General features: G+C 73.8%; 19 protein-coding genes and 1 riboswitch. Of the genes, 5 read left to right on the top strand and 14 right to left on the bottom strand.

What is annotated here, in order from left to right; genetic code table 11:
- The first annotated feature begins 25 nt into the window (after positions 1-25).
- The gene (gene sepH / locus K7862_RS13835) at positions 26-1,102 is read left to right on the top strand and encodes a septation protein SepH (protein ID WP_222962842.1); all 1,077 of its coding nucleotides are present in this window, start codon (positions 26-28) and stop codon (positions 1,100-1,102) included.
- A gap of 537 nt (positions 1,103-1,639) precedes the next feature.
- Here sepH and K7862_RS13830 read toward each other — a convergent pair.
- Complete coding sequence (locus K7862_RS13830) at positions 1,640-2,479, bottom strand: sulfurtransferase (protein ID WP_222962841.1); 840 nt, start codon at positions 2,477-2,479, stop codon at positions 1,640-1,642.
- A gap of 197 nt (positions 2,480-2,676) precedes the next feature.
- Here K7862_RS13830 and K7862_RS13825 point away from each other — a divergent pair, with 197 nt between their 5' ends.
- On the top strand, positions 2,677-3,465 hold the full coding sequence (locus tag K7862_RS13825; RefSeq protein WP_222962840.1) for a VOC family protein: 789 nt from the start codon (positions 2,677-2,679) through the stop codon (positions 3,463-3,465).
- Between the two features lie 128 nt (positions 3,466-3,593).
- Here the strand turns inward: K7862_RS13825 and K7862_RS13820 are convergent, their stop codons facing one another.
- The 8 genes from K7862_RS13820 to K7862_RS13785 form a co-directional block, all read right to left on the bottom strand.
- On the bottom strand, positions 3,594-4,796 hold the full coding sequence (locus tag K7862_RS13820) for an ROK family protein (protein ID WP_222962839.1): 1,203 nt from the start codon (positions 4,794-4,796) through the stop codon (positions 3,594-3,596).
- A gap of 267 nt (positions 4,797-5,063) precedes the next feature.
- Positions 5,064-8,708, bottom strand: a complete 3,645-nt coding sequence (locus K7862_RS13815; RefSeq protein WP_222962838.1) for a glycoside hydrolase family 3 C-terminal domain-containing protein — start codon at positions 8,706-8,708, stop codon at positions 5,064-5,066.
- 234 nt (positions 8,709-8,942) lie between these two features.
- Positions 8,943-10,070: a Gfo/Idh/MocA family protein gene (locus K7862_RS13810; protein WP_308011976.1), complete on the bottom strand. Its 1,128-nt coding sequence runs from the start codon at positions 10,068-10,070 to the stop codon at positions 8,943-8,945.
- A complete protein-coding gene (locus K7862_RS13805) occupies positions 10,055-10,717 on the bottom strand; it encodes a ThuA domain-containing protein (RefSeq protein WP_308011975.1) in 663 nt (220 codons plus the stop codon). The genes K7862_RS13810 and K7862_RS13805 overlap by 16 nt, the downstream gene beginning before the upstream one ends.
- Before the next feature lie 128 nt (positions 10,718-10,845).
- Positions 10,846-11,496 carry a thymidine kinase gene (locus K7862_RS13800; RefSeq protein WP_222962837.1) on the bottom strand — a complete coding sequence of 217 codons (651 nt, stop codon included), beginning with the start codon at positions 11,494-11,496 and terminating at the stop codon, positions 10,846-10,848.
- Between the two features lie 111 nt (positions 11,497-11,607).
- Positions 11,608-12,804 (bottom strand): alkaline phosphatase family protein, encoded by a 1,197-nt coding sequence (locus K7862_RS13795; RefSeq protein WP_262413099.1) that lies wholly within the window; start codon positions 12,802-12,804, stop codon positions 11,608-11,610.
- A gap of 7 nt (positions 12,805-12,811) precedes the next feature.
- A complete protein-coding gene (locus tag K7862_RS13790) occupies positions 12,812-13,396 on the bottom strand; it encodes a DUF5998 family protein (protein ID WP_222962836.1) in 585 nt (194 codons plus the stop codon).
- A gap of 93 nt (positions 13,397-13,489) precedes the next feature.
- Entirely contained in the window at positions 13,490-16,237 is a 2,748-nt protein-coding gene (locus K7862_RS13785) for a bifunctional acetate--CoA ligase family protein/GNAT family N-acetyltransferase (RefSeq protein ID WP_222962835.1), read from the bottom strand.
- A 154-nt stretch (positions 16,238-16,391) separates the two neighbouring features.
- Here K7862_RS13785 and K7862_RS13780 point away from each other — a divergent pair, with 154 nt between their 5' ends.
- Positions 16,392-16,673 carry an HPr family phosphocarrier protein gene (locus K7862_RS13780; RefSeq protein WP_222962834.1) on the top strand — a complete coding sequence of 94 codons (282 nt, stop codon included), beginning with the start codon at positions 16,392-16,394 and terminating at the stop codon, positions 16,671-16,673.
- 170 nt (positions 16,674-16,843) lie between these two features.
- Here the strand turns inward: K7862_RS13780 and K7862_RS13775 are convergent, their stop codons facing one another.
- The 4 genes from K7862_RS13775 to K7862_RS13760 all read right to left on the bottom strand — a co-directional run bounded on the left by K7862_RS13775 (position 16,844) and on the right by K7862_RS13760 (position 22,043).
- Positions 16,844-17,518: a GntR family transcriptional regulator gene (locus tag K7862_RS13775; protein WP_222962833.1), complete on the bottom strand. Its 675-nt coding sequence runs from the start codon at positions 17,516-17,518 to the stop codon at positions 16,844-16,846.
- A 260-nt stretch (positions 17,519-17,778) separates the two neighbouring features.
- Entirely contained in the window at positions 17,779-18,690 is a 912-nt protein-coding gene (locus K7862_RS13770; RefSeq protein ID WP_222962832.1) for a M23 family metallopeptidase, read from the bottom strand.
- Positions 18,691-18,704: 14 nt separating this feature from the next.
- A riboswitch (cyclic di-AMP (ydaO/yuaA leader) is annotated at positions 18,705-18,886 on the bottom strand.
- A gap of 270 nt (positions 18,887-19,156) precedes the next feature.
- Positions 19,157-20,575, bottom strand: a complete 1,419-nt coding sequence (locus K7862_RS13765; RefSeq protein ID WP_262413121.1) for a M16 family metallopeptidase — start codon at positions 20,573-20,575, stop codon at positions 19,157-19,159.
- 52 nt (positions 20,576-20,627) lie between these two features.
- Positions 20,628-22,043 (bottom strand): M16 family metallopeptidase, encoded by a 1,416-nt coding sequence (locus K7862_RS13760; protein ID WP_222962830.1) that lies wholly within the window; start codon positions 22,041-22,043, stop codon positions 20,628-20,630.
- A gap of 260 nt (positions 22,044-22,303) precedes the next feature.
- On the opposite strand from K7862_RS13760, the gene K7862_RS13755 reads away from it, so the two are divergent.
- On the top strand, positions 22,304-24,742 hold the full coding sequence (locus tag K7862_RS13755; protein WP_222962829.1) for a DNA gyrase/topoisomerase IV subunit A: 2,439 nt from the start codon (positions 22,304-22,306) through the stop codon (positions 24,740-24,742).
- An 82-nt stretch (positions 24,743-24,824) separates the two neighbouring features.
- The gene (locus tag K7862_RS13750; protein ID WP_308011974.1) at positions 24,825-25,751 is read left to right on the top strand and encodes a ferredoxin family protein; all 927 of its coding nucleotides are present in this window, start codon (positions 24,825-24,827) and stop codon (positions 25,749-25,751) included.
- 109 nt (positions 25,752-25,860) lie between these two features.
- Here the strand turns inward: K7862_RS13750 and K7862_RS13745 are convergent, their stop codons facing one another.
- Positions 25,861-26,952, bottom strand: a complete 1,092-nt coding sequence (locus K7862_RS13745; RefSeq protein WP_222962828.1) for an ABC transporter substrate-binding protein — start codon at positions 26,950-26,952, stop codon at positions 25,861-25,863.
- Positions 26,953-27,000: the final 48 nt, after the last annotated feature.

Raw genomic sequence — 27,000 nt, 5'->3', positions numbered from 1 at the left:
GGCAGGCACCACCCGGGAGGTAACCGTGCCCGAACTGCGCGTCGTGGCCGTCAGCAACGACGGCACACGACTGGTGCTCAAGGCTGCCGACAGCACGGAATACACGCTCCCCATCGACGAGCGGCTGCGCGCCGCCGTCCGCAACGACCGTGCGCGGCTGGGCCAGATCGAGATCGAGGTCGAGAGCCATCTGCGGCCGCGTGACATCCAGGCGCGGATACGGGCCGGTGCCTCCGCCGAGGAGGTCGCCCAGCTCGCGGGGATCCCGGTCGAGCGGGTACGCCGCTTCGAGGGACCGGTGCTCGCCGAACGTGCGTTCATGGCCGAGCGCGCCAGGAAGACCCCCGTGCGGCGGCAGGGCGAGAGCACCGGGCCGCAGCTCGGCGAGGCGGTGGCCGAACGGCTGCTGCTGCGCGGCGCGGAGAAGGACACCGTGCTCTGGGACTCCTGGCGCCGGGACGACGGCACCTGGGAGGTGCTGCTCGTCTACCGGGTCGCCGGTGAGCCGCACTCGGCGAGCTGGTCCTACGACCCGCCGCGCCGGCTGGTGCAGGCGGTCGACGACGAGGCCAGGTCGCTGATCGGCGAGACCGTGCAGAGCGCGGCCGCGCAGGAGCCGAGCTTCCCGTTCGTGCCGAGGATCGCGCGGCTGCCCCGGGACCGTCCGCTGGACCGCGCCCTGGACCGCCAGACGGAACGGCCCGAGCGGCCGGAACGCGCCGAGCGGCCGGACCGCGAGGCGCGGGCCGAGGAGCGGACCGAGACGGAGGAGCGGGACTCGCTCACCAGCCTGCTGGAGGCGGTGCCGAACTTCCGGGGCGACATGGTCGTGCCGGCCGCGCCCGCGAACCCGGGGGACACCGCTCCGGCGGCCGAGGTCCCGGCCGAGGAGGCGGAGGCGGAGGAGGCGGCCCCGGCCGCCAGCGCGGGGTCCGCGTACGCGGACATCCTCATGCCGCGGGCCGTGGCGGGCCACCGCGACCGGCTCGTCGGCACCACCGACCGCCAGGCCGAGGCGGACGGCGTCCGCCCGGGCCGCCGCGCGACCGTCCCGAGCTGGGACGAGATCGTCTTCGGCAGCCGCCGCAAGAAGCAGGAATGACGCTGCGCTGAGCAGAACGGTACGGGCTCGGCCCCGCTCCTCGTGATGCGGGCCCGAGCCCGCACCCGTCACCCGCCCGCAAGGGCACGTCTCTTCGCAGAGGGCGCCTACCAAGGGGCGCGGGTTCCCCAGGCTCCGCCCGGGAGGTGCCCTCATGGGGTGCCCCCGACCGGACGGTCACGCCCACCAGGGGCACGTCTCCTCGCAGAGGGCGCCTACCAAGGGGCGCGGGGAACTGCGCGACCAGCCACGACGCGTGCCGCAGTCCGTCACCGTCCCGAAGGGGCAGTTCGGTCCGCTCCGGACTACCCGCCGGTGGCCGGCTGAGCGCGCTGGGGGCACCTCCCGGGCGAAGCCTGGGGGACCCCGCGCCCCCATGGGGTGCCCCCGACCGGACGGTCACGCCCCACCAGGGGCAGCTCCCATGGCAGAGGGCACCCGCCCCCGTGGGGTGCCCCCGACCGGACGGTCACGCCCCACCAGGGCCAGCTCCCATGGCAGAGGGCACCCAGCGAGGAGGCAACCCCGCTCGGGGAGCTAGCCCGGAGTGGGGCCTGTGGAGACGGGGCGGGTGGACGTGGCGGTCCATTCACTCCAGGAGCCGGGGTAGAGGGTCGCGGGCACACCGGCGACGGCCATGGCGAGGATCTGGTGGGCCGCCGAGACGCCCGACCCGCAGTAGACGCCGACCTCGGCCTCCCCCGTGGCGCCCAGCGCCGCGAACCTCTCCGCCAGGCGTGCCGCAGGCAGAAACGTGCCGTCGGCCGCCACGTTCTCCGTCGTCGGCGCGCTGACCGCCCCGGGGATGTGCCCGGCGACCGGGTCGATCGGCTCGACCTCGCCGCGGTACCGCTCCCCCGCCCGCGCGTCGAGCAACACGCCCTGGCGCGCCAGCGCCGCCGCCCCGTCCGCGTCGACGACCGGCATCCTGCCCGGCCGCGGCACGAAGTCGCCCTCGCCCGGCGGCGGTTCCTCGGTGGTCAGCGGCAGCCCTGCCGCCCGCCACGCCGCAAGGCCGCCGTCCAGCACCCGGACCCGCTCGTGCCCGGCCCACCGCAGCAGCCACCAGGCGCGGGCCGGCCCCCAGCCGTTCGCGTCGTCGTACAGCACGACGTCGCGCCCGGCGCTGACCCCCGCCCTGCGCATCGCCGCGCCGAACACCTCGACGCCGGGCAGCGGGTGGCGTCCGCCGGCACCGGGCGGGCCCGCGAGCTCGGCGTCGAGGTCGACATAGCGGGCCCCGGCGATGTGGCCCTTGGCGTACTCGCCCTGCCCGGGCGGCCCGCCCATCTTGTAGCGCACGTCGATCAGGACGGGCGGCTCGCCCGGGCCGTCGAGTTCGGCCGCCAGCCCGGCCGCGGAGATGATCGGTTCCATGAGGCCATTGTGGCCGCCCGCGCGGGGTGCCGGCCGCCCGGGCAGACACCGCGTCACGGCCCGGACGCGTACCGTTTCGGCCGCTCCCCGTCCCCAGGGGGATGAATGCGGCGCGGCCGGGGCGCTCCGGGCGGAAGGTGGTGGAACCATCGGAGGTACCACATTCGCCCGAACCGCCCGCGAGGAGTGCGCTTCGCATGACCGACGTACCGAGCCGGCGTCCCCCCGGCACTCCCTGCTGGGCCAGCCTGATGGCGCACCGGGCGGATCGCGCGCTCGACTTCTACGGCGCCCTTTTCGGCTGGGAGTTCGTACCCGGCCCGCGGCAACTGGGCTCGTACATGATCGCGGTGCGCGACGGGCAGCGCATCGCCGGTATCGGCGAGGGCGCGGCGGAACCGCACCGCCCGGTGTCGTGGACGACGATGTTCGCCTCCGACGATGTGGACGTCTCCGCCGAGCTGGTGCGGGAGTGCGGCGGCACGCTCGGCATCGGCCCGCTGAACGCGGACGACGAGGGGCGGCTGGCGATCGCCGTCGACCCGTCGGGCGCGGTGTTCGGCATCTGGCAGGGGCGCCGGCTGCCGGGCGCGGACGTCACCGGGGCGCCCGGGACGGTGTCCTGGAGCGAGCTGACGACCCGGGACTCGTCCCTGGTCGCGAAGTTCTACCAGGCGGTGCTCGGCGTCGAGGCGCAGCAGACGGACGAGAGCGGCGTGGACCGGATGGTACTCAGGGCCGCGGGGCAGGCGGCGGCCGGCGTGCTGGGCGTGGGCCGGGACCTGCCGCGCGACCGGGGCGCGCACTGGATGACGTACTTCGCGGTGGCCGACACGGACGCGGCGACCGGCCGTGCGGCGGAACTGGGCGCCCGGGTGCTGGAACCGCCCTGCGCGTCGCGCCACGGCCGGATGGCGACGGTGGCCGACCCGGAGGGTGCGGCCTTCGCGCTGATCACCGCCGGGGAGTCCGTGGCGGAGGACTGAGGCCGTCCCGGTACGCCCCCACGCCGACACCGCACGCCCTGTCCCCCGCACCCACCGGGCCCGCACCTGGGAAGCCGCCTGCGCCTGGCGCCCGCGCCTGCCCGGAACCCCCGTTTCCCGCTCTGCCGTTACGCCGGTTCCGCCGCCACCGCCGGTGCCCCGGAGAGCAGTTGGGGCGCGTCGGCCAGCACCAGGCCGGCGGCGCCGCGCACTTCGGCGCCGTCGCCCAGTCCACCGGTGACGATCCGCACCCCTTCGCCCGCCGACGGCAGCGTGTGCCGCCGGACGCCCGCGCGCATCGGCTCCAGGATGTCCTCGCCCGCGCTCGCCAGGTCGCCGCCGACCACGACCAGTTGCGGGTTGAGCAGCGTGACCAGCATGGACAGCGCGCGCCCCACCGCGTCCCCGGCGTCCCGCACGGCCCGCAGCGCGCCGGTGTTGCGCTGCTGGATCAGCCCCGGCAGGTCCCGCGGCGCCACGGGGTGGCCCCAGCTGTCGGACAGTAGGCGGGCGATCGCGACCGGGCTGGCCACCGTCTCCAGGCAGCCGCGGTTGCCGCAGCGGCAGATCAGGCCGTCCGCGGTCAGCGGCAGGTGGCCGATCTCGCCGGCCAGCCCGCGGGCGCCGAGCAGCAGCCGGCCGTTGCTGACGATGCCCGCGCCGATGCCGGCGGACAGCCGGACGTAGACCATGTCGCCGGCGTCCCGGCCGGCGCCGTACATGCGCTCGGCGAGCGCCCCGGCGTTGGCGTCGTTGGTGACGCGGACGGGCAGCGAGGTGCGGCGGCGCAGTTCGTCGGTGAGCCGCAGGCCGACCCAGCCCGGCATGATCCCCTCGGCGCCGAGGGCCCCGCTGCCCAGTTCCACCGGTGAGGCGATGCCCGCGCCGATGCCGAGCACGCGGGTCCGGGGGACGCCGGTCTCCTGCAGCGCGCGGCCGACCAGCACGGCGACGAGATCGAGGGTCTCCTCGGGCGCCCGGTCGACCTCCTTGGCGACCCAGTGCTCCCACAGCACGGCGCCGAACAGGTCGCACAGGATGACCCGGACGTGCTGATGGCCGATGTCGGCGCCGATCGCGTACCCGGCGCTGGGCACCAGCGACAGGGACTGCGCGGGCCGCCCGGTGCGGCGGGGCTCGGTCTCGTCGGCGCCCTCGTCCTCGGTGACCAGGCCGACCGCGATGAGGTCGGCGATCAGTGAGGAGACGGTGGCCCGGGACAGGCCCGTCACACGGACGAGTTCGGGCCGGCTGCTGCGCGGTGCGGCGTGCAGGGCCTCCAGGACCCTCAGCCGTCCCACCTCGCGCAGGTTCACTGGCGTGTCGATCATGACCCCCGGAGTCCGTGCCTGTGTCGCGTACCGTCTGCCCGCACCGTGCCCTCTGGCCCTCTCCCCCGTCAAGGGCCGTGACTTATGGGGACGTTGTGACACAATCCCGCGAGCTGAATCGTTCCGTCGCGACGGGTTCGGCTCGACACCGGACGAATGACGTCCGGCTCGTCGGCACCGCGGCCCACCCTCTCCGACGGGCGGCGGCGCACGCGGGCTGCCGCTGTCCCCGGGCGGCCGGAACCGCCCGGGGACAGCGGCCTGGCGTCAGCCGCCGATCGCCATGGCGAACACATGCATCGCGAGCTGCCCGTTGGCCACGTCCTGGCTCACGTTCGGCAGGGTGACGGCCGCGACGGTCTTGCCGGGCAGCAGGCCGACGGTCGCGCCGTACAGGTGCACCGTCTGGTTCTGGTGCCCGCCGCCGTTGTTGAGGTACGGCGTGGTGGCGGCGATGTCGCTGCCCTGGGACGCGCTGCCGGACCACCAGTCGGCGAGGGCCAGCGCGTACGTCTGGGTCGTGCCGTCGGTGTAGACGATGGTGCCGCTGCCGGAGGAGGAACCGAAGTCGCTGGTGCCGATGAAGCCCAGCTTGCTTCCGCTGCCGGCCAGTTCGACGGCCTGGCCGCCCGCGACGGCGTTGTCCGGCTGCCCGGTGCCCGCGGTCGCCGGCCAGGGGAAGGAGATCCCGTCGTGCACGGTGGAACCGCCCGCGGTCCAGCCCGCCGCGGCCAGCGCCTGCGCGGAGAAGCTGGCGCCGCCGCCGTCGAGGTTGCCGGTCCCCGGCGTACTGTCGTCGCTGACACCGGAGTTGCCGTACGCCGCGGCCAGCGAGGCGTAGGGCACGGTCACCGGGGCCTGTGCGGTGAAGGCGCCGCCCGGGGTGGTGACGGTGGCGTCCAGGGTGAAGGACGCCGGGTCGGCGCCCGCCGGGACCGTCACCGACCACGTGGTGCTCACCGTCTGCCCGGCGCCGACGGTGGGGAACGACGCCGGGGTGGTGGCCGAGGCGGTCCAGCCGGCCGGGACGTCGAGCGCGACGGAGACGCCGCTCACCACCGCGGCACCGCCGTTGGTGTAGGTGGTGGCGGCGGTCAGGGTGGTGCCGGCCTCGGCCACCGGGACGGCCTTCAGCGTCAGGGAGTTGTGCACCACGATCGGCGCGGAGCCGGTCACGCCGCCCACGGTCGCCGAGACGGTCGCGACGCCGTCGGCGACGGCGTGCACGGTTCCGTCGGGCGCGACGGTGGCCACCGCCGGGTTGCTGCTGGTGTAGCGGACCGGGGTGTGGGCGAGGTCGGCGAACGTCTGGTCGTTGTCGACGGCCTCGACCACGTGGTCGGCGGTCAGGGACCGGTCGCGCTGCTCCTTGGCCGGATCGGTGTCGTCCTTGATCCACGGGTTCTTCGCGGTGAGGCTGAAGGTGTCCCCCGCGTCGAACACGACCTTCCCCGGCTGCACGGTGACGTACCGCACCTTCGGCGTCAGGTGGCCGGTGATCCGGACCGGGGCGGTGCCGGCGATGTGCGCGGAGTCGCCGCCGACCTGGAACCGGTAGTCGCCGTTCCACACGGTCTGCCGGGAGTGCGCGGCGTCCCAGGAGGCGAGGTCGGCGGCCTTGACGGTGATGTCGATGTGCTGGGTCCGGCCCGGCTGCAGGACCTGTGTCTTGGCGAAACCGGCCAGCCGTTCACGGGGCAGGTCGACGCCGGGGACGGTGAACGCGGTGGCCGCGTAGAGCTGGGCGACGGTGGCGCCCGCCACGGTGCCGGTGTTGGTGACGTCGAAGCCGATCTTCACCGAGCCGTCCGGGGTGGTCGTCTTGTGGTCGGCCTTGATCTTCGAGAAGGCGAAGGTGCTGTAGCTCAGGCCGTAGCCGAAGGGATAGGTCGGGCTGCCGGTGAAGTACTGGTAGGTGCGGCCGAGTCCGCCGGTGGCGGCGGGGGTCAGACCGTAGTTCTGCTTGTCCGGGAGCTGCGAGTCGTCCTTGTACCAGGTGAAGTTGAGGTGTCCGGACGGGTTCTGCCGGCCGAAGAGCACGTCGGCGAGGGCGGTGCCCTGGGCCTGGCCGTTGTAGCCGCTGAAGAGGACCGAGGCGACCTTGCCCTGCTCGTCGTCGATCTTCACCGGGCCGTCGGACTGGACGACCAGGGCCAGGCGGGGGTTGCCGAGCGCGGCGGTCTGGTCGATCAGCGAGTCGTAGTTGCCGGGCATGGCGAGGCTGTCGCGGTCGTTGCCCTCCTCGCCGTTGGCCAGGGTGGTGCCGGCGAACAGCACGACCAGGTCGGCGTCGCGGACGTCGGCCTTCGTCCGGTCGCTGAGCACCGCGGCGCCGGTGGCGGTGGCGGAGGTGCCCGCGGCGTCGAACACCACGTCGGCGTCGGGGTCGGCGGCCTTCACCGCGGCGGTGATGCCCTGTACCGCGCTGGTGGTGTGGGTGGGCTCGCCGCTGTACAGGCCCAGGGAGACCGTGTCGGCCAGGTCGCCGAGGATGACGACCTTCTTCGTCGTCGCCGGGTCGGCGGGCAGCAGCGGCGTACTCGCCGACGCGGGCGCGGTGTTCTTCAGCAGCACCAGGGAGTTGTCCGCGACCTTGGCGGCGAGGGCCTGGTGGGCCGGGCTCTCGATCTGGTCCTTGGTGATGGAGGTGTAGGGGACGGAACCGGGCGGGTCGAACTCGCCGGTGGCCATGCGGACGGTGAAGACCTTCACCAGCGCGGTGTCGACGACGCCTTCGCTGAGCGCGCCGGCCTTGATCGCCTCAGTGATGTTGGCGGTGGTGGCCTCGTCACCGGTGCAGTTGAGGTCGGTCCCGGCCCGCAGCGCGTACGCCTGGCCGCCCGCCTGCCCGGACAGGGTGGTGCCGGTGGCGGTCCGGGTCCAGGTCGGGTCGGCCTGGTGGTCGGTGGTCCAGCCGGGCGGGGCCCAGTCGTGACCGCCCGGGAACTGGCGCCAGTTGGTGCCGACCGCGCCGCAGTCGGAGGTGATGTAGCCGTCGAACCCGTAGGTGCGCTGGGCGAGTTCGTTGGTGGTGTAGGTGTCGGAGACCGACGGGGTGCCGTTGATGGCGTTGTAGGACGTCATCAGGCCGGCCACGTGCGCGTCCTCGATGAGGCTGCGGAACTGCGCGGTGTAGTAGTCGCGCAGGTCGGTGTCGGTGGCGTCCGAGCTGATGCCGGTGCGGTTGTCCTCGACGTTGTTGAGGGCGTAGTGCTTGGCGGTCGCGGCGACCTTCAGGTACCCGTTCCGGGAGGTGCCGTCCTGGTTGTTGCCCTGGTAGCCGTCGACGAACTGCCCGGCCATCTGGCCCACGAAGTACGGGTCCTCGCCGAACGCCTCGTCGGTGCGGCCCCAGCGCGGGTCGCGGTCCAGGTTGACGGTGGGCGCCCAGTAGGTGAGGGAGCCGTAGTCGTCGGCGGACGGGCCGAGGTTGTTCTGGCCCTTGTCGAAGAGCGACTTGTCGACGAAGCCGCGCACCTCGTCCGAGATCGCGGTGCTCTCCTGGTACATCAGGTCGCGGTCCCAGGACATGGACGAGGCGAAGTTGGTCGGGAAGCTGGTGGCGTGCACGCCGCCCTGCACCCCGCCGTTGTGCTGGTCGGCGCCCAGGCTGTTGACGCCGTGCTGCCCCTCGCTCCAGTAGGTGTACTGCTGGACGCCGAGCCGCGGGATCGCCGGCCCGCTGTTGGTGCTGAGCTGCTGCACCTTCTCCTGCAGCGTCATCCGGGACACCAGGTCCGCTGCGCGCTCCTCGAACGAGTAGTGCGTGTCCCGGTAGATCGGGGTGCTGCCGGCCGTGGCGCGTGGCGACTGCGCGAGGGCGGCGCCGCCGCCGTTGGCGCCCAGTACGGCCGCACAGGCCAGCGCGCAGGCCGCGGCGAGTAAGCCGCGGCGACGCGTGCGCTTGTCCATCCTGCCTCCGTCGTCATCGAGCAGGGGACCCGGTCCGTCCGCGGACTTAGGTGCAAGTCCGAAGAAAGTCCGGGGCTTGCGTTGTCAGTGTGGGAGTCTGTGACTTCTCTTCCGGCAACGTCAAGGTCTCTGACGGGAGTTGGTGCCGAGGTTTCGACCGATGGCGGCGAAACCTCCGGCCGGCGGCCGCCGTTCACCCAGCCGGTCCGGCCGGGTGAGGCGGCGGCCGCAGGGTCAGCGCGACGTGGTGGACCGGCTGGCCGCGTCGGGTTCCGGCAGCTCCACCGGCGCCGGCCGCGGGCATCCGCCGTCGATCGGCAGGGTGACGCCCTGCCGTGCGGCGTCCAGCAGACCGAGCATCACGTCCAGCACGTGCGCGGCCAGTTCGGCCGACGCGCGGTGCGGCGTCCCGGCGGCGATCGCGGCGGCCAGGTCGGCCAGGCCGGTGCCGCGCCCGGCACCGGGGTACCCGGCGGAGACCGGCAGCGACTCCCACCGCTCCCGGTCGGCGGGGTACCACTCGACCTGCCCGTCGAAGCCGTTGGGGTCGGGGACGGACAGCGATCCCGCGGTGCCGTACACCTCGATCCGGGGCAGCCGCGCGGCGTGCACATCGAAGCTCATCACCAGCGTGGACAGGGCGCCGCCGGCGTGGTGCAGGATCCCGGTGACATGGGTGTCCACCGCGACGGGGAAGCGCTGCCCGGCGCGGGGTCCTGAGCCGATCACCCGCTCGGCGCGCCGTGCGGACGCGGCGCCGGTGACCGCGGTGACCGGTCCGAGCAGGTGGACCAGTGCGGACAGGTAGTACGGGCCCATGTCCAGCAGCGGCCCGCCGCCCGGCCGGTAGTAGAACTCCGGGTCGGGGTGCCAGCGCTCGTGGCCCGCGGTGGTCATGAACGCGGTCGCGGCCAGCGGGGTCCCGACGAGTCCGTCGTCGACGGCCCGGCGGGCGGTCTGGGTGCCGGTGCCGAGCACGGTGTCCGGGGCGCAGCCCACCCGGACCCCGGCGGCCGCCGCGGCGGCGAGCACGGCTGCGGCCTCCTCGCGGGTGGCGGCCAGCGGCTTCTCGCCGTAGACGTGCTTGCCCGCGGCGATCGCCGCGAGCGCGACCTCGGCGTGCGCGGCGGGCACGGTCAGGTTCAGCACCGCGTCGACGTCGTCGCGCGCGACCAGGGCGGCCACCGTGCCGGCGACCGCGGCGCCGGTGCCCGCCACCGCCCGCGCGGCGCGCTCCGGGTCGAGGTCGGTGACCGCGGTGAGCCGCAGACCGGGCGTGCGGGCCAGGGTGTCGAGGTACTGGCCGCTGATCCTCCCGGTGCCGGCCATGCCGACGCGCAGCGGTGTCAGCGAGCCGCCCACAGCAGCCCCCGTTCGGTGAGGGCGCGTACTTCCGGCACGTCGAAGTCGTCGGCCTTGTGGCCGATGGTGGAGACGAAGACCCGCCCGCGCCCGTGGCCGCGGGTCCAGACCGCCGGCATGACGACCGGCGCCTCGCGCTCCTCCCCCGCCGGGAACGTCGTGGTGGCGAGCACGTCGATGGCCGGGTCGGTGGCGACCCAGTACTGCTCGGTGTGCACCCGGAAGTCCCGCAGGCCGCCCACGACCGGGTGGGTGTCCCGTCCGGGCGCCAGGTGCACGGTGTGCTCGACGAACCCGGGCGGGTGCATGAGGAACTGGCCGCCGGTGACGAGCTGGTAGTCCAGGTCGCCGCGGAAGGCGTCGACGATGCCGCCGTGCCAGCCGGCGAAGCCGGTGCCGGCCCGCACGGCGGCGGACAGCCCGCGGCTCTGCGCGGGCGTGACCTCGCCCATGGACCAGCACTGCACGACGAGGTCGGTGGCGGCCAGCAGTGCGGCGTCCTCGTACACCGCGAGGTCCTCGGAGGTCTGCACGGTGAAGCCGTGGTCCCGCAGGAACGGCAGGAAGAGGTCCGTGATCGCCACGGGGGCGTGGCCCTCCCAGCCGCCGCGGACCACCAGCGCACGGCGGTTCGGTATGTCGCTCACGGGCGTTGCACACTCCCATCGGTGTCGCTCGGCGCGGCCCGGCGGTCCCGGGCCGGCGGTTCCCGGACGGGGTACAGCTTGCCCGAGACTTGCCCGAGTCCGGCTCGAAGGCGCCCGTGGGAAAGACGTCAGGGCAGCGGGACGGGCAGCACGTCCGGGCTCAGGGCGCCCACGCCCGCGGTCGCCCGGGTCGCCCGGCGGCTGTGGTGGCGGCGGCACAGCACCTCGTAGCCGACCTCACCGGAGGCGCCCTCGACGTCACCGACGACGACCTGGGCGCCCTCCACCACCATGACGCCGCCGATGGTCCTGGCGTTGTGGGTGGCCCGCGCCCCGCACCAGCACAGCGCCTCCACCTGGAGGGCCTCGACGCGGTCGGCGAGCTCGATCAGCCGCTGGGAGCCGGGGAAGAGCCGGGTGCGGAAGTCGGTGGTGATGCCGAACGCGTAGACGTCCAGATCGAGTTCGTCCACCGCGCGGGCGAGCTGGTCTATCTGTCCGGGGGCCAGGAACTGGGCCTCGTCGACGACCACGTAGTCCACCCGGCCGCCGCGGGTGATCAGGCCGACGAGATGCGCGTACAGGTCCATCGCGTCGGTGACCTCGACCGCGTCGGTGACCAGGCCGAGGCGGGAGGAGAGCTTGCCCTGCCCGGCCCGGTCGTTGCGGGTGAAGATCACCGACTGCAGCCCGCGGGCGGTGCGGTTGTGCACGATCTGCAGGGCGAGCGTCGACTTGCCGCAGTCCATCGTTCCGGAGAAGAAAACCAGCTCGGGCATGGAAGGAGCGCAGGCCTTTCGGTGGACGGCGGCGAACGGAGCGGACGGGGCCGGCAGGACGGACGGGAGCTGACGGGGAGGCGGGCGGCGGCGTACGGGGGCGAAGAGCGGCTAGCAGCGTACTTCGAGCAGCGGCACGAGTTGTTCGACGGGGGCCAGCGAGCCGTGCAGGCCGACCATGCGGGACTCCCCCGGCTCGGTGCGGTTGGCCACGATCGCCAGGTCGTCGCGGGCGACGGCCACCACGTCGCCGATCCGGCCGAGCACGCGCTCCTCCGGCGCCGGCCCGAACCACCCCGCGGCGACGGCCTGTTCCCGGCCGGCCACCCACATCCGGTCGCCGAGCACCTCGCGCCACACCGTGAGCACGTCGGCGGCGGCGCCGGGCACCGCGTAGACGTGCCGGGCCCGGCCCTCGCCGCCGAGGACGGAGACGCCGGCCCGCAGCTCCCAGTCCTCGTCGAAGTCGATCCGCGACTCCTCGTCGAAGGGGATGTCGATCATGCCGTGGTCGGCGGTGACGTACAGCGCGCTGCGCGGCGGGAGTTGCTCGGCGAGCCGCTGCACCAGCCGGTCGACCATCATCAGCTGGCCGCGCCAGGCGTCGGAGTCCACGCCGTGCCGGTGGCCCATGCCGTCCAGTTCGCTGTAGTACGTGTAGACCAGCGCGCGGTCGGCGGCGGCCAGCCGCTCCGCGGCGAGGTCCATCCGCTCCTCGCCGGTGAGCCGGCCGAGGAAGGTGCCGCCGGAGAGCGCGATCTTGGTCAGCGGGGTGTGCTCGAACGTCGGCGAGGTCACCTGGCAGGTGGCGATGCCCGCGGCCTCGGCGAGCCGGAAGACGGTGGGGTGCGGCTGCCAGACGTCCGGGGCCGTCCACGGCTGCCAGCGCAGCTGGTTCATCAGCTGCCCGGTGCCGGGGTCGAGCACGGTGTAGCCGGCCAGTCCGTGCCCGCCGGGCGGCAGGCCGGTGCCGACAGAGGCCAGCGAGGTCGCGGTGGTGGCGGGGAAGCCCGCGGTGATCGGCCGCCCGGTGCCGCCGCACGATCCGTGGAGCAGCGAGGTGAGGTACGGCGCCTCGTCGGGGTGCCGCAGGATCAGCTCCCAGCCCAGGCCGTCCACGAGGAAGACGCACACCCGGTCGGCGGGCGCCAGCGTGAGTCCGGTCGCCGGCATGCCGGGCACCTGGAATCCGGCGACAGCCGCGGGGATGACGTCGCAGAGCGCGCCGGAGCCGTACAGGGGCGCGGGCGCGGTGAAGGGATCGAGCGGCGCGGGATCGTCCACGCCGTGCAGGGGACCGACCATCATCAGGCCATCAGTCCGTGGCCGCCGTCGCCTCGGAGAGGGCCTGCGCGAAGGCGAGCGTCTGGCGGACGGCCTCGGGGCCGTCGCCCGCCTCGCTGACCCGCAGCGACAGGTCGTCGGCCGTGGAGGAACCGGTGTAGCCGTGGTCCGCCTCGCAGTTGGGGTCGCTGCAGGCGGCGGGCTCCAGGTCGAGCCGGGCCACCGCGCCCCAGCCGATGGTCAGCACCACCTCGCGGGGCAGCGTGCCCGGCGTGTACGACTCGGGGTTGGCCACGACCCGGCTGACCACCACCGAGGAGATCCGCCCGAGCTTGACGGACTCCGTCGAGGTGGTGGCGTACGGGCTCGGCGAGGTGTCGTCGGCCGCCTGCTCGTCGGTGTGGCTGACGATGAACCGGCTGCCGGTGAGGACGAGCACCGTGACGTGGCGGCGCACCTCGTTGGCGTCGAAGGTGGTCTCCTGGTGCACCAGGTACGAGGACACGGGCTCCCGGCCGACCGCGGCCTCGACGGCCTCCGCCACCAGGGTGGGGTAGTAGCCGCTGCGCTCGATGGCTGTGCGCAGGCCCTGCGTCGTCGTACCGGTCTTCGCCATGTGCACCATCCTATGCGCGCGGTGTGACGTTATCGGCCGTTCGTGCTGGACCGCGCGCACCGCGGGCCGCCTTCGGGCGTCAGTACGAGGCCGTCAGTACGAGGCCAGGGCGCGCGGACCGAGGTCGGTGCGGGGCGGCGGCGGGGCGAGACGGACGGTGGCGCCGAGCACGCTGAGGCCGCGGGCGGCGACCACCACCGGTTCCAGGTCCACCCCGACGACCTCGGGCAGGTCGTCGGCGAGCATCGACACCCGCAGCAGCAGTTCCTCCAGGGCCGCGGTGTCCACCGGCTCCGCGCCGCGCCAGCCGAACAGCAGGGGTGCGGCCTTGATCGAGCGGACGAGTTCGGCCACGTCCCGGTCGGTCGCCGGGACCAGCCGGTGCGCGGTGTCCCCCAGCAGCTCCGACGGCGCGCCGGCCAGCCCGAAGGACAGCACCGCGCCGGCCGCCGGGTCGACCCCGGCGCGCACCACCGTGTCGACGCCGCGCGGCGCCATCGCCTGCACCACCGGCCGCAGTTCCGCGGGACCGCCGAGCCGCGCGGTGAGTTCGTCGTAGGCGCGCCGCAGGTCCTGCTCGTCGGCCAGGTCCAGCCGGACCCCGCCGAGGTCGGCGCGGTGCCGCAGGTGCGGCGCGGTGGTCTTCAGCGCCACGGGGTAGCCGAGCGCCCGCGCGGCGGCGACTGCGGCCTCCCGGTCCGGCGCGGGCAGCGCCCGGTGCACATGGATGCCGTAGCGGGCGAGCAGCCCGGCCGCCTCGGCGTCGTTCAGCGTGCGCCCGCCCGGCGCGGGCGCGGTGCCCGGCTCCGCGGGGGTCAGCAGGCTCCGTACGTCCTCGGCGGCGGCCGCCTCCTGGACGTCGTCGAACTGCGGGACCCGGCCGGGTTCCGCGGCGGTGGCACGCCACATCGCGTAGGCGGTCGCCTCGGCCAGGGAGCCGACGAGCCGGTCGGGGGCGGAGTAGGCGGGGATGCGTGCGCCGGGCGGCCCGGCCGCGGCGAGCCGGTCGGCCATGGTCTCCAGGGCGAGGTGGACGACGGCCACCGGTTTGGCCGCGCCCTCGGCGGCGGCGCGCAGGGCCTCGGCGAGCGCGGGGTCGTCGCCGGACTCGGGGTCGGCCGCGTCCTCGGAGCCGACCCGCGGGATGGCGGTGACGACCACGGCGTCGTTGCCGGGGTCGGCCAGGGCCTTCCGCAGGGCCGCGGCGAAGTCCTCGGGCCGGGCGGCGGTGGTCAGGTCCAGCGGGGGCGCGGGCCGCAGCCCCGCGGAGAGCGCGGCGTCGTAGGTGAGCAGCCCGATGGACTCGGAGTTGCCGAGCACCGCCACGCGGTCGCCGGCCGGGAGCGGCTGCAGGGCGAGGAACAGCCCGGCGTCCAGCAGTTCCGTGACGGTGGCCACCCTGATCACGCCGGCCTGCCGGAACAGGGCGGAGACGGTGGAGTCGGGGATGCGGGTGTCGGGCACCGCGTGGCCCGCCGGCACCGAGCCGGAGTGCAGGGCGCCCTTGACCACCACGACCGGCTTGGTGGCCGCGATGCGGCGGGCGATCCGGGTGAACTTGCGCGGGTTGCCGAAGGACTCCAGGTACATCAGCACCGCCTCGGTCTCCGGGTCGTCCTGCCAGAACTGCAGCAGGTCGTTGCCGGAGACGTCGGCGCGGTTGCCCGCCGAGACGAACGACGAGGGCCCGGCGCCGCGGCGGTGCAGCCCCGACAGCAGGGCGATGCCGATGGAGCCGGACTGGGTGAACAGCCCCAGGCGCCCGCGGTGCGGCATCTCGGGTGACAGCGAGGCGTTGAGACGGATGTCGTCGGCGGTGTTGAGCACGCCGAACGCGTTCGGCCCGATGACACGCATGCCGTGGCTGCGTGCCCGGCGAACCAGCTCACGCTGCTTCTCGCGGCCCTCGGCGCCGCTCTCGGAGTACCCGGCGGCGACCACGACCAGCCCGCGCACCCCGGCCTCGCCGCAGTCGGCGACGGCTTCGGGCACCCGGTCGGCGGGCACCGCGATCACCGCGAGGTCCACCGGTTCGCCGATCGAGGCGACCGACCGGTACCCGGGCACGCCGTCGAGGTCCGTCCCGCCGTCGGGGAAGGAGTGGTTGACGGCGTACAGGCGGCCGGTGAAGCCGCCGGCGGTGATGTTCCGCAGCAGGGTGCGGCCGACGCCGCCCGGCCGGCGCCCGGTGCCGACGACGGCCACCGAGGCGGGCCGCAGCAGCCGCTGCACCGAACGGGCCTCGGCACGGTGCTCGCGGGCCCGCATGACCTGGACCGACTCGTCGGTGGGCTCCAGGTCGAGGTCGAGGTGGACCACACCGTCGGCGAAGCTGCGCTGCTGGGTGAAGCCGGCGTCGGTGAAGACCTTGACCATCTTGCGGTTGGCCGGGAGCACCTCGGCGGTGAAGTGCAGGATGCCGCGTTCGCGGGCGACGGCGGCGATGTGCTCCAGCAGGGCGGAGGCCACCCCGCGCCCCTGATGGTCGTCCTGGACCAGGAAGGCGACCTCCGCACGGGTGCCGTGGTGCCCCGAACGGCCGTTCTCGTCGATCCGGTCGTAGCGGACCGTGGCGATGAACTGGCCGCCGACGGTGGCGGCGAGGCCGACCCGGTCGACGTAGTCGTGGTGCGTGAAGCGGTGCACGTCCCGGTCGGACAGCCGCGGGTACGGAGCGAAGAAGCGGTAGTACTTCGACTCGTCGGACACCTTCTCGTAGAAGCCGACCAGCCGTCCCGCGTCGTCCGGGCCGATCGGCCGGATGTGGGCGATGCCGCCGTCGCGCAGCACGACGTCCGCCTCCCAGTGGACGGGGTACGGCTGCGTCTGGTGCTCCGTCATGGCCCCCAGCGTAAGCGGGCGTGGCCTGCTCGCGCGGCAGACGCGTTGGGGGCAGGCTGGGGGCAGTACGACCGCCGGTCCCGGGTACTGCCCCGGTCGTGTTTAACTGGTCTAGACAACTGCGAACCACTGTCACTGATCGAAGGGCAACACCATGGCTGAGCGCCGCGTCAACGTCGGCTGGGCGGAGGGCCTCCACGCCCGCCCGGCGTCCATCTTCGTCCGCGCGGCAACGGCCGCGGGCGTCCCCGTCACCATCGCCAAGGCCGACGGCACGCCGGTCAACGCCGCGTCCATGCTGGCGGTGCTGGGCCTGGGCGCCCAGGGCGGCGAGGAAGTCGTTCTGGCCTCCGAGGCCGAGGGCGCCGAGGTCGCGCTGGACCGGCTCGCCAAGCTGGTCGCGGAGGGCCTGGAAGAACTGCCCGAGACCGTCTGACGGTTTCGGCAAGGGAATTCCCCGCACGCCCGTGACGAAATCGGGCAGCGGAATTCGGCGGGGCCGGGTGATCCTCCATGGATCACCCGGCCCCGCTTTTCCGTGAGAAAGCGGCCCTGTTCCAGGGCGGGTTTTTCACGCCGCCTTCTCTCTTGTATACGACGGGCGTGTTAAGCGCGGCGCCGCGCCGCGTTGACGGGATGTTTCAGGGTTCTCACGGCGGACGCCCGCTCGGCGTGGAGCGCCGCCAGCCCGCGGGCCCGCTCGGCGTCCCCGCGGGCCACCGCGTCCACGATGGCGGCGTGCTCACCCCAGGCCGCGCCGGCCCGCGCGGTCCCGTCGTCGCCGTACACCCAGGCGATCTTGTGCCGGAGCTGGGTGATCAGGGCCGCCAGCGTCGGGCTGCCCGAGGCCTGGGCGAGCGTCTCGTGGAACCAGCCGTTCAGTGACGCCAGATCCGCCGCATGCCCCTGCTCCGCGCGCTCCTGACCCAGTCTGACCAGCCCGCGCAGCACCTTCAGATGAGCCTCGGTGCGGCGCTGCGCGGCCCGGGCCGCGCCCAGCGGCTCCAGCAGACGGCGCATCTCCAGCAGGTCCGCGGCCTCCTGCTCGGTCGGCTCGGCCACCGACGCCCCGGCGTGCCGGCGCGTGCGGACGAAGCCCTCGGACTCCAGCGTGCGCAGCGCCTCGCGCACCGGGACCCGCGAGACCCCGTAGCGCCGGGCGAGCAGTTCCTCGGTCAGCCGGCCGCCCGGCGGGAAATAGCCGGCGACGATGTCGTCACGGATCGCCGCGCACACCACATGGGCGGAAACGCGCCGTCCCGCGCCGTCCGCCCCGTTCACATCCGATTCCGCATCGCAGAACTCCGTTCCCTCCCCCGTATTGTGCCGCGACTCTATTCCAGAGTGGCGGGAATCGGGAAAGCGGGACGTGAATTGCGGGATTTTCCGCGCCGCGGGCGGAACGGGTGGTCCGGACACGCGAAGGCCCCGGCTGGCAGAGCCGGGGCCTTCGCGCCCGGCGCGACCGGTGGGCGGACGTGCCGTGCGGGGTGCCCGGCGCGGCGGCCGGGCGAGGCGTCCTGGCGGACGCGTGGTGGGCGTCAGACCGTGACGCCGTGCTTGGCCAGGTACGCGATCGGGTCGACGTCCGAGCCGTAGTCCGGGGTGGTGCGCACCTCGAAGTGCAGGTGCGGGCCCGTGACGTTGCCGGTGGCGCCGGAGATGCCGATCTCCTGGCCCTCGGTCACCGTCTGCCCGGCCGACACCAGCGGCTCGGTCAGGTGGCCGTAGAGCGTGTACATCCCGTCGGCGTGCTTGATGATCACGTCGTTGCCGTAGGCGCCGTCCGCGCCGGCCGAGACGACCACGCCCGCGGCGACCGAGTGCACCGGGGTGCCGGAGTCCACCAGGAAGTCGACGCCGGTGTGGTAGCCGCTGGACCAGTTGGAGCCCGCCTGGTGGTACGGCGTGCCGATGGCGGCGTCGACCGGCTTGGTCCAGCCGGTGTCCGCGGCGGCCTTGGCCTGGGGGGCGGCGGTCACGGGCGCCTGGGTGGCGCGGGCGCTCTGCGCCTGGGCGGCGGCCTTGGCCGCGGCGGCCCTGGCCTGGGCCTTCGCACCGGCGGCGGCCTTCGCCTTGGCCTCGGCGGCGGCCTTGGCCTTCGCCTTCGCGGCGGCGGCGGCCTTGGCTGCCTTCGCCTTGGCCTCGGCGGCGGCCTCCGCGCGGGCCTGGTCCGCCTGCTCGTGCGCGGTGTTGGCCACGGTGCGCTGGACATCGGCCTGGGCGGAGAAGCTGTTGGCCAGCGAGCCGGTGACCGAAGCGGCCTGGGTCAGGACGTTCTTCTTCGCGGCCGCCGTGGCGACCGCGTGGTGGTGGTCCGGGCCGGCCATCGCACTGGCACCGAACGCGCCGGCGCCGGCGATCACGGCGACACCGGCCAGGGTGGCGGCGGTGCGCACGGGCTGCCGACGCCGGTGCTTCCCGCGCAGGGCGGGGCGAACGCGGAACGCCATAGGAGGCGTCGCTCCTTTCCTTCCTTCTCGCCTACCGGGTTAGCTGACGGGTTCGGAGCAGGAAGGTCTCCTACGGGCGCCCGCGCCGCTGGCGGCGAGAGCTCCCGATTCACCCCGGGGGAGAACCTCGGGCCGCCACGGCGGCAGGAGGGGGGTCCCCGGCTCCCCAAGGACGGGGACTCGGCGATGTGCAGATGTGGGCCCGGACGCGGCCGGGCGGCGCCGCCCCTGCGGGACGGACGAGCGTTGACGCTATCCGGGCCGCCGGAAGAACACCAAGCAGATCAGTCGATATGTAGCGCACGCCACACACGCCTCGCGGCACACCAAAACGGTCACAACAGGACATAGAACCCTGGGTACTTCATGCCCGGACGGACGAAGCCCCGGCGCCACCCGAAAGGCGGCACCGGGGCTCCCCCACACGGTCGCACGGCGCCCGCAGGCGCCGGCGAAGGCGTCGGTGTCAGGACACGACGGTCACCGGGCCGATGCCCAGCTCGCGGACCGGCTCGGCGATCTGCGCGGCGTCACCGACCAGGACCACCACCATCCGGTCCAGCGGGAAGGCGTTGACCACGGCGGCGGTCGCCTCGACGGTGCCGGTCGCGGCCAGCCGTGCGTACAGGCGCGCCTGGAAGTCGTCCGGCAGCTGCTGCTCGACCTGGTCGGCCAGCGTGCCGGCGACCGCGGCCGCCGTCTCGTAGCGCAGCGGCGCCACGCCCACCAGGTTCTGCACGGCGACGTCGCGTTCGTCGTCGGTGAGGCCGCCCTCGGCGAGCGTGCGGATGACCTGCCAGGTGTCGGCGAGCGCGGGACCCGTCACCTCGGTGGCCACCGAGCCGCTGATGGCCAGCAGCGCGGCGCCGGTGCCGTCGGCGGACGACAGCAGCACCTGCGCGAAGGCGCGCACGCCGTAGGTGTAGCCCTTCTCCTCACGCAGCACGCGGTCCAGGCGGGACGTCAGGGTGCCGCCCAGGCAGTATGTGCCGAGGACCTGCGCGGCCCACACCTGGTCCTGCCGGTCGGGACCGGTCCGGCCGATGAGCATCTGGGTCTGCACCGAGCCCGGCCGGTCGACGATCACCACGCGGGCGGTGTCGTCGGCGGTGATCACCGGGCGCGGGCGGGCCTGACCGGCGCCGCCGGTCCACTGGCCGAGCGTCTCGTCCAGCAGCGCCGCCGCGTCGATCCCGGTGAGGTCGCCGACGACGACCGCGGTGGCCGTGGACGGCCGCACATGGGTGTCGTAGAACGCGCGCACCGCCTTGGCGTCGATCGCCCGGACGGTCTCCTCGGTACCCTGCCGCGGCCGCGAGCAGCGCAGCTCGGCCGGGAACAGCTCCTTGGACAGCGCCATGGCCGCGCGCCGAGCGGGGTTGGCCAGCTCGTGCGGGATCTCGTCGAGCCGGTTGGCGACCAGGCGCTTGACCTCGTCCTCGGGGAACGCGGGGCTGCGCAGCGCCTCGGCCAGCAGTTCCAGCGCGCGGTCGAACCGGCGGGCCGGCACCTCCAGGGAGACCCGCACCCCGGGGTGGTCGGCGTGGGCGTCCAGCGTGGCGCCGCAGCGCTCCAGCTCGGCCGCGAACTCCTCGGCGGTGTGCTGGTCGGTGCCCTCGGACAGCGCCCGGGCCATGATGGTGCCGACGCCGTCGAGACCGGCGGGCTCGGCGTCCAGCGGCGCGTCGAGCAGCACCTCGACCGCGATCACCTGCTGGCCGGGACGGTGGCTGGTGAGCAGCGTGATCCCGTTGCCCAGGGTGCCGCGCTCCGGTGCGGGGAACGCCCACGGCCGCGGCTCACCGGCCTGCGGCTGCGGGTGGAACGTCATGACGGAAGCCTCACTCACAGCGTCTCCTCGTTCGCTTCTCCGCCCGCTCGGCATGAGCCTGCGGGGCACGCCGCCATGCGCGCGCCGGTGGCCTCGCGTGCGTCGCTCACAGCTGACCCTCCTCGTTCTCGCCGGCGCCGCCCTGCGTCATGTCGCCGGCCTCGACGACGGCCTGCTCGTCGATGTCCGGCTCGTCGGTGTCCTGCTCCTCGGCCTCGGCGGAGCCGCCGGTCGGCTCGTAGACCAGGACGGCCCGGTTGTCGGGGCGCAGCCGGGCGGCGGCGACCGCCTTGACCTCGTCCGGGGTGACGGACAGCACCCGGTCGACCGCGGTCAGCGCGAGCTGCGGGTCGCCGAACAGCACGGCGAACCGGCACAGTTCGTCGGCGCGGCCGCCGACCGTCGCCAGCCGGTCCAGCCACTCGCGTTCGAGCTGCGCCTGCGCCCGCTCCATCTCCTCGGCGGTCGGGCCCTCCTCGGCGAAGCGGGCGAGCTCCTCGTCGACCGCGGCCTCGATGACCGGCAGTTCGACCCCGCTGGACGCCTTGACGTCCAGCCAGCCCAGCGACGGCGCGCCGGCCAGCCGGAGCAGCCCGAAGCCGGCGGTCACCGCGGTACGGTCGCGCCGCACCAGGCGGTTGTGCAGCCGGGAGGACTCGCCGCCGCCCAGCACCGTCAAGGCCAGGTCCGCGGCGTCACCCGCACGCGTGCCGTCCTCGGGCAGCCGGTAGGCCGCCATGAGGGCGCGCGAGGGGACGTCCTCCTCGACGACCTCGCGCAGCTGCCCGCCCATCACGTCGGGCAGCGAGCCGTCCCGCGGCTGCGGCTTGGCGTCGTGCGCGGGGATGGATCCGAAGTACTTCTCGACCCAGGCCAGCGTCTGCGCGGAGTCGATGTCGCCGACGACCGCCAGCACCGCGTTGCCGGGCGCGTAGTACGTGCGGAAGAACGCCTGCGCGTCCTCCAGCGAGGCCGCGTCCAGGTCGGCCATCGAGCCGATCGGCGTGTGGTGGTACGGGTGCGGCTCGGGGTAGGCCAGGGCCGTCAGGCGCTCGAACGCGGTGCCGTAGGGCACGTTGTCGTACCGCTGGCGGCGCTCGTTCTTGACCACGTCCCGCTGGTTGTCCAGGCTCTGCTGGTCCAGCGCGGTGAGCAGGCTGCCCATCCGGTCGGCCTCCAGCCACAGGGCCAGTTCGACCTGGTGGGCCGGCATCGTCTCGAAGTAGTTGGTGCGTTCGAAGCTCGTGGTGCCGTTGAGCGACCCGCCGGCGCCCTGGACCAGTTCGAAGTGACCGTTGCCCCGCACACTCGCCGAGCCCTGGAACATCAGGTGCTCGAAGAGGTGGGCCAGGCCGGTGCGACCCTTGACCTCGTGGCGTGAACCGACGTCGTACCAGAGGCACACGGCCGCGACCGGGGTGAGGTGGTCCTCGGAGAGCACCACCCGCATGCCGTTCGCCAGGCGGTGCTCGGTGGCTGTCAGGCCGCTGGAGTGTGCCTCCGGGGAGGCCGTGTGACCCATGGGCAAGCTGTCCTTCCGGTCGCTGCTGCGTGACTGCGTAGAGTGCTGCCACTCTAGGCAAGCGTGCCGCGGATCCGCGAAGTTCCCGCACACGACAGACCCTGGAGGTCTGCGGACGGCGGCACGGCCTCGATCGGGACGGGCCGTCGTACGCGCTGTCGGTAGTGCGGTCCACAATGGTCCGCGTCAGCCCACCGGTCCACCCCGAAGGATCCGGACACCCGTTCCGGAAGGCAATCGGAAGAAGGAGCGCCGCCGAGATGGCCCGCCGCACGACGAAGACCCCGCCTCCCGACGACTTCGAGGAGCGCATCCTCGACGTCGACGTCGTCGACGAGATGCAGGGCTCGTACCTCGAGTACGCCTACTCGGTGATCTACTCGCGCGCCCTGCCGGACGCCCGCGACGGCATGAAGCCGGTGCACCGCCGCATCGTGTACCAGATGAACGAGATGGGCCTGCGCCCCGAGCGCGGCTTCGTCAAGTGCGCCCGTGTCGTGGGCGAGGTGATGGGCAAGCTGCACCCGCACGGCGACTCGTCGATCTACGACGCGATGGTGCGGATGGCGCAGCCGTTCTCCCAGCGCCTGCCGCTCGTCGACGGCCACGGCAACTTCGGTTCGCTCGACGACATGCCCGCCGCCATGCGGTACACCGAGGCCCGGATGTCCGGCCCGGCGCAGCTGATGGTCGAGTCGATCGACGAGGACACGGTCGACTTCGCGCCCAACTACGACGGCCAGGAACGCGAGCCGTCCGTCCTGCCGGCGGCCTACCCGAACCTGCTGGTCAACGGCGCCTCCGGGATCGCCGTCGGCATGGCCACCAACATGCCGCCGCACAACCTCGGCGAGGTCATCGCCGCCGCCCGCCACCTCATCCGCCACCCCAACGCCGACCTCGACGCGCTGATGCGTCACGTGCCGGGCCCGGACCTGCCCACCGGCGGCCGGATCATCGGCCTGTCGGGCATCAGGGACGCCTACGAGTCCGGCCGCGGCACCTTCAAGATCCGCGCCACCGTCTCGGTCGAGGACGTCACCGCCCGCCGCAAGGGCCTGGTCGTCACCGAACTGCCGTTCAACGTCGGCCCCGAGAAGGTGATCGCCAAGATCAAGGACATGGTCGGGGCGAAGAAGCTCCAGGGCATCGCCGACGTCAAGGACCTGACCGACCGCGCCCACGGCCTGCGCCTGGTCATCGAGATCAAGAACGGCTTCAATCCCGAGGCCGTGCTGGAGCAGCTCTACCGCCTGACGCCGATGGAGGACTCCTTCGGCATCAACAACGTGGCCCTGGTGGACGGCCAGCCGCTGACCCTCGGCCTCAAGGAGCTGCTGGAGGTCTACGTCGACCACCGCTTCACCGTGGTGCGCCGGCGCAGCGAGTTCCGCCGCACCAAGCGCCGCGACCGCCTGCACCTGGTCGACGGCCTGCTGGTGGCGCTGGTCGACATCGACGAGGTCATCGCGATCATCCGCGCCAGCGAGAACGCCGCGCAGGCCAAGGAGCGGCTGATGGAGCGCTTCGGCCTGTCGGACGTGCAGACGCAGTACATCCTCGACACGCCGCTGCGCCGCCTCACCCGCTTCGACCGCATCGAGCTGGAGTCCGAGCGGGACCGGCTGAACGCCGAGATCGAGGAGCTGACCCGGATCCTGGAGTCCGACGCCGAGCTGCGCAAGCTGGTGTCGGCCGAACTGGCCGCCGTGGCCAAGAAGTACGGCACCGAGCGGCGCACGGTCCTGCTGGAGTCGGCGGGGACGCCGGCCGCCGTGGTGCCGCTGGAGGTCGCCGACGACCCGTGCCGCGTGCTGCTCTCCTCCACCGGCCTGCTCGCCCGCACCGCCACCGGCGACGAGCCGGCCGACGGCAAGCGGGCCAAGCACGACGTGATCGTGTCCGCGGTGCCGACCACCGCCCGCGCCGACGTCGGCGTGGTCACCTCCGAGGGCCGGCTGCTGCGGCTCACCGTGATCGACCTGCCGATCCTGCCCGAGACCGCGGGTCCGCCGACGCTGGCCGGCGGCGCCCCGCTGGCGGAGTTCCTGTCGCTGCACGACGGCGAGCGGGCGCTGTGCCTGACCACCCTCGACGAGTCCTCGCCGGGACTGGCGCTCGGCACCGAGCAGGGCGTGGTCAAGCGCGTGGTGCCGGACTACCCGGCCAACAAGGACGACCTCGAGGTGATCGGCCTCAAGGAGGGCGACGCGGTGGTCGGCGCGGTCGAGCTGCGCACCGGCGAGGAGGACCTGGTCTTCATCACCGACGACGCGCAGCTGCTGCGCTACCAGGCGTCCCAGGTGCGGCCGCAGGGCCGGCCGGCGGGCGGCATGGCGGGCATCAAGCTGAGCGAGGGCGCCAAGGTGATCTCCTTCACCGCGGTCGACCCGGCGGTGGACGCGGTGGTGTTCACGGTGGCCCGCACCGAGGGCACGCTGGACGGCTCCGGTGAGGGCACCGCGAAGCTCACCCCGTTCGAGCAGTACCCCCGCAAGGGACGGGCCACCGGCGGCGTGCGCTGCCAGCGGTTCCTGCGCGGCGAAGACGGCCTGCTGAAGGCGTGGGCGGGCGCCGCCCCGGCCCGGGCGGCCACCGCCACCGGCGCGCCCGCCGAACTGCCCCCGAAGGACCCCCGCCGCGACGGCTCCGGCGTGCCTCTGGCCAAGCCCATCACCGCCATCGCCGGCCCGGTCTAGACCCGGTCGCGGGGCGTCCCCGCGGGGGCGCCCCGCCCCGCCGATCCGTGGTGTGCCGGCGAACCGCACTAGGCTCACGCAGGTGAGCGAAAAGATCAGCTGCGCCCGCGCGTCCGCCGCCCTGGCCGAACCCGTCGCCGCCACCGCGGCCGTCGCCCGGACCTGGCTGCTGATCGAGCAGGCGGGCCCGTGGGGCGCCAAGGCCCTCAAGTCCAGCCATCTGGACCCCGAGGTCGGCCGGGCCCTGGAGCGGCTGGCCGACGGCACCGGCGTGCGCGTGGCGCTGATCCGCCGCACCGGCCGGCACGCCGACCTGCACCGTCCCGCCCGTCGCCGGGTGATCATCGCGCACACCGCCCCGGACGACCCCTGGATCCGTACGGCCTCGCTCGCGGACCCCGCGGAGCTGACCGCCCTGGACTTCGCGGCCCTGGGCGCGGGCAGCCATGGCGGCTTCGGCACGGCGTACGACGGGCCGCCGATCGCCCTGGTGTGCACCAACGGGCGGCGCGACCAGTGCTGCGCGGTGTACGGCCGTCCGCTCGCCGACGAGCTCACCCGCTCCGGCGGCCACGACGTGTGGGAGGTCACCCACCTCGGCGGCCACCGGTTCGCCCCCACGATGCTGGTGCTGCCGCACGGCTACGCCTACGGCCGGGTCAACGGCCACCACGCCAAGGACATCCTGGAGGCGGCCGCCTCCGGACTGGTGGTCCTGGCGGGCTGCCGCGGCCGCTCGGCATGGGAACGCCCCGGCCAGGCCGCCGAACTCGCGGTGCGCAGCCTGACCGGGGAGGAGCGGGCGGACGCGCTGGCCGTCGGGCCGGCCGAGCCGCGCGGCGGGGACCACTGGACGGTGCCGGTCACCCACCGCGACGGCCGCGTCTGGGAGGTGGCCGTCACCCGCTCCGCCGCGCAGCCGCCCCGCCCGGAGAGCTGCGGCGCGGCCCTCGGCACACCTGCGCGGCTGGACGTCACGAGCGTCGAGCAGGTGGCCGGGGCCGCGTAGCGGCAACGAGCTCCGGGCGGCCGGGACGAGTGGCGGTGGCCGGAACAAGCGCCGGAACGAGCGCCGGATCGAGCGCCGCGATGAGCCCGGAACGAGCCCGGCGCGAGCGCTACTTGGCGGCCTTCACGAACTCCGTGGTGTAGGTCTTGTCCAGGTCCACGGTGGCGTGCTGCAGGTTCGGGTTGAACGCCTTCAGTACGTTCTCCACCGTCGCCGGACCGTCCGCGGGCATCACGCCGTCCGTGGTGAACATCGGCAGCGTGGACTTGATCGCCTGCGCGTACAGCTTGGCACCGCCCTGCGCGTAGTCGGCGGGCATCTTCGCCGCGATCTCCTCCGGGGTGTGGGTGGACATCCACTTGAGGGTCTTCACGAACGCGTTGGCCAGCTTCTGGACGGTCTCCTTGTGGCTGTCGACCCAGGCGGTGTTCATGTACAGGCTGGACGACGGGTACAGGCCGCCCAGCGCCTGGCGGGAGCCGTCGGGGGTGCGCATGTCGTAGAGCACCTTGCCGACGCCCTTGTCCAGGATCTGCGCCACGGTCGGGTCGGTGGTCATGCCCGCCTGGATGGAGCCCTGCTGCATGGCGGCGATGAAGGTCTGGCCGGCCCCGGCCGCGATCGGGGTGAAGTCGCTGACCTTCAGGCCGTTGTGCACCGCCAGGTACTTGGTGAGGAAGTCGGTCGAGGAGCCGAGGCCCGTCACGCCGAGCTTCTTGCCCTTGAAGTCCTTGGCGGAGGTGATGTCGCCGGCGGCCTTGCCGGAGACCACCTCGACCTCGCCGGGGGCCTGGGCGAACTGCACGACCGACTCCACGTGCTTGCCCTTGGTCTGCAGGTCCAGGGTGTGGTCGTAGAAGCCGACCGCGCCCTGGACGTCGCCGGAGACCAGCGCGGTGGTGGCGTCCACGCCCGCGGGCTCGGTCATCAGCGTCACGTCGAGGCCTTCGGCGCTGAAGTAGCCGAGGCGCTGGGACAGCATGGCGGGCAGGTAGATGACCTTGTCGAGGCCGCCGACCATGATCTTCACCTTGGTCGCGTCCTTGGCGGCGCCGGCGTTGCCGTTCGAGCCGGCGTCGGCGGCCGCGCCGCTGTCGGAGCCCGAACCGGAGCCGGTGGCGGCGTCGTTCGCGCAGGCGGTGAGGGTGGTGAGGGCGAGCGCGCCGGCGAGGGCGATCAGCGTCGTGCTGCGGGTACGCATGGGGTCACGTCCTTGTGAGGTGGCGGTGCGGGAGGGGAAACCGGGCGA

It is taken from the genome of Actinacidiphila acidipaludis (genome assembly GCF_019890725.1).
Lineage (GTDB): Bacteria > Actinomycetota > Actinomycetes > Streptomycetales > Streptomycetaceae > Actinacidiphila > Actinacidiphila acidipaludis.
Note: the sequence above shows the minus strand (reverse complement) of the source record. Positions and strands in the feature narration are given on the sequence as shown.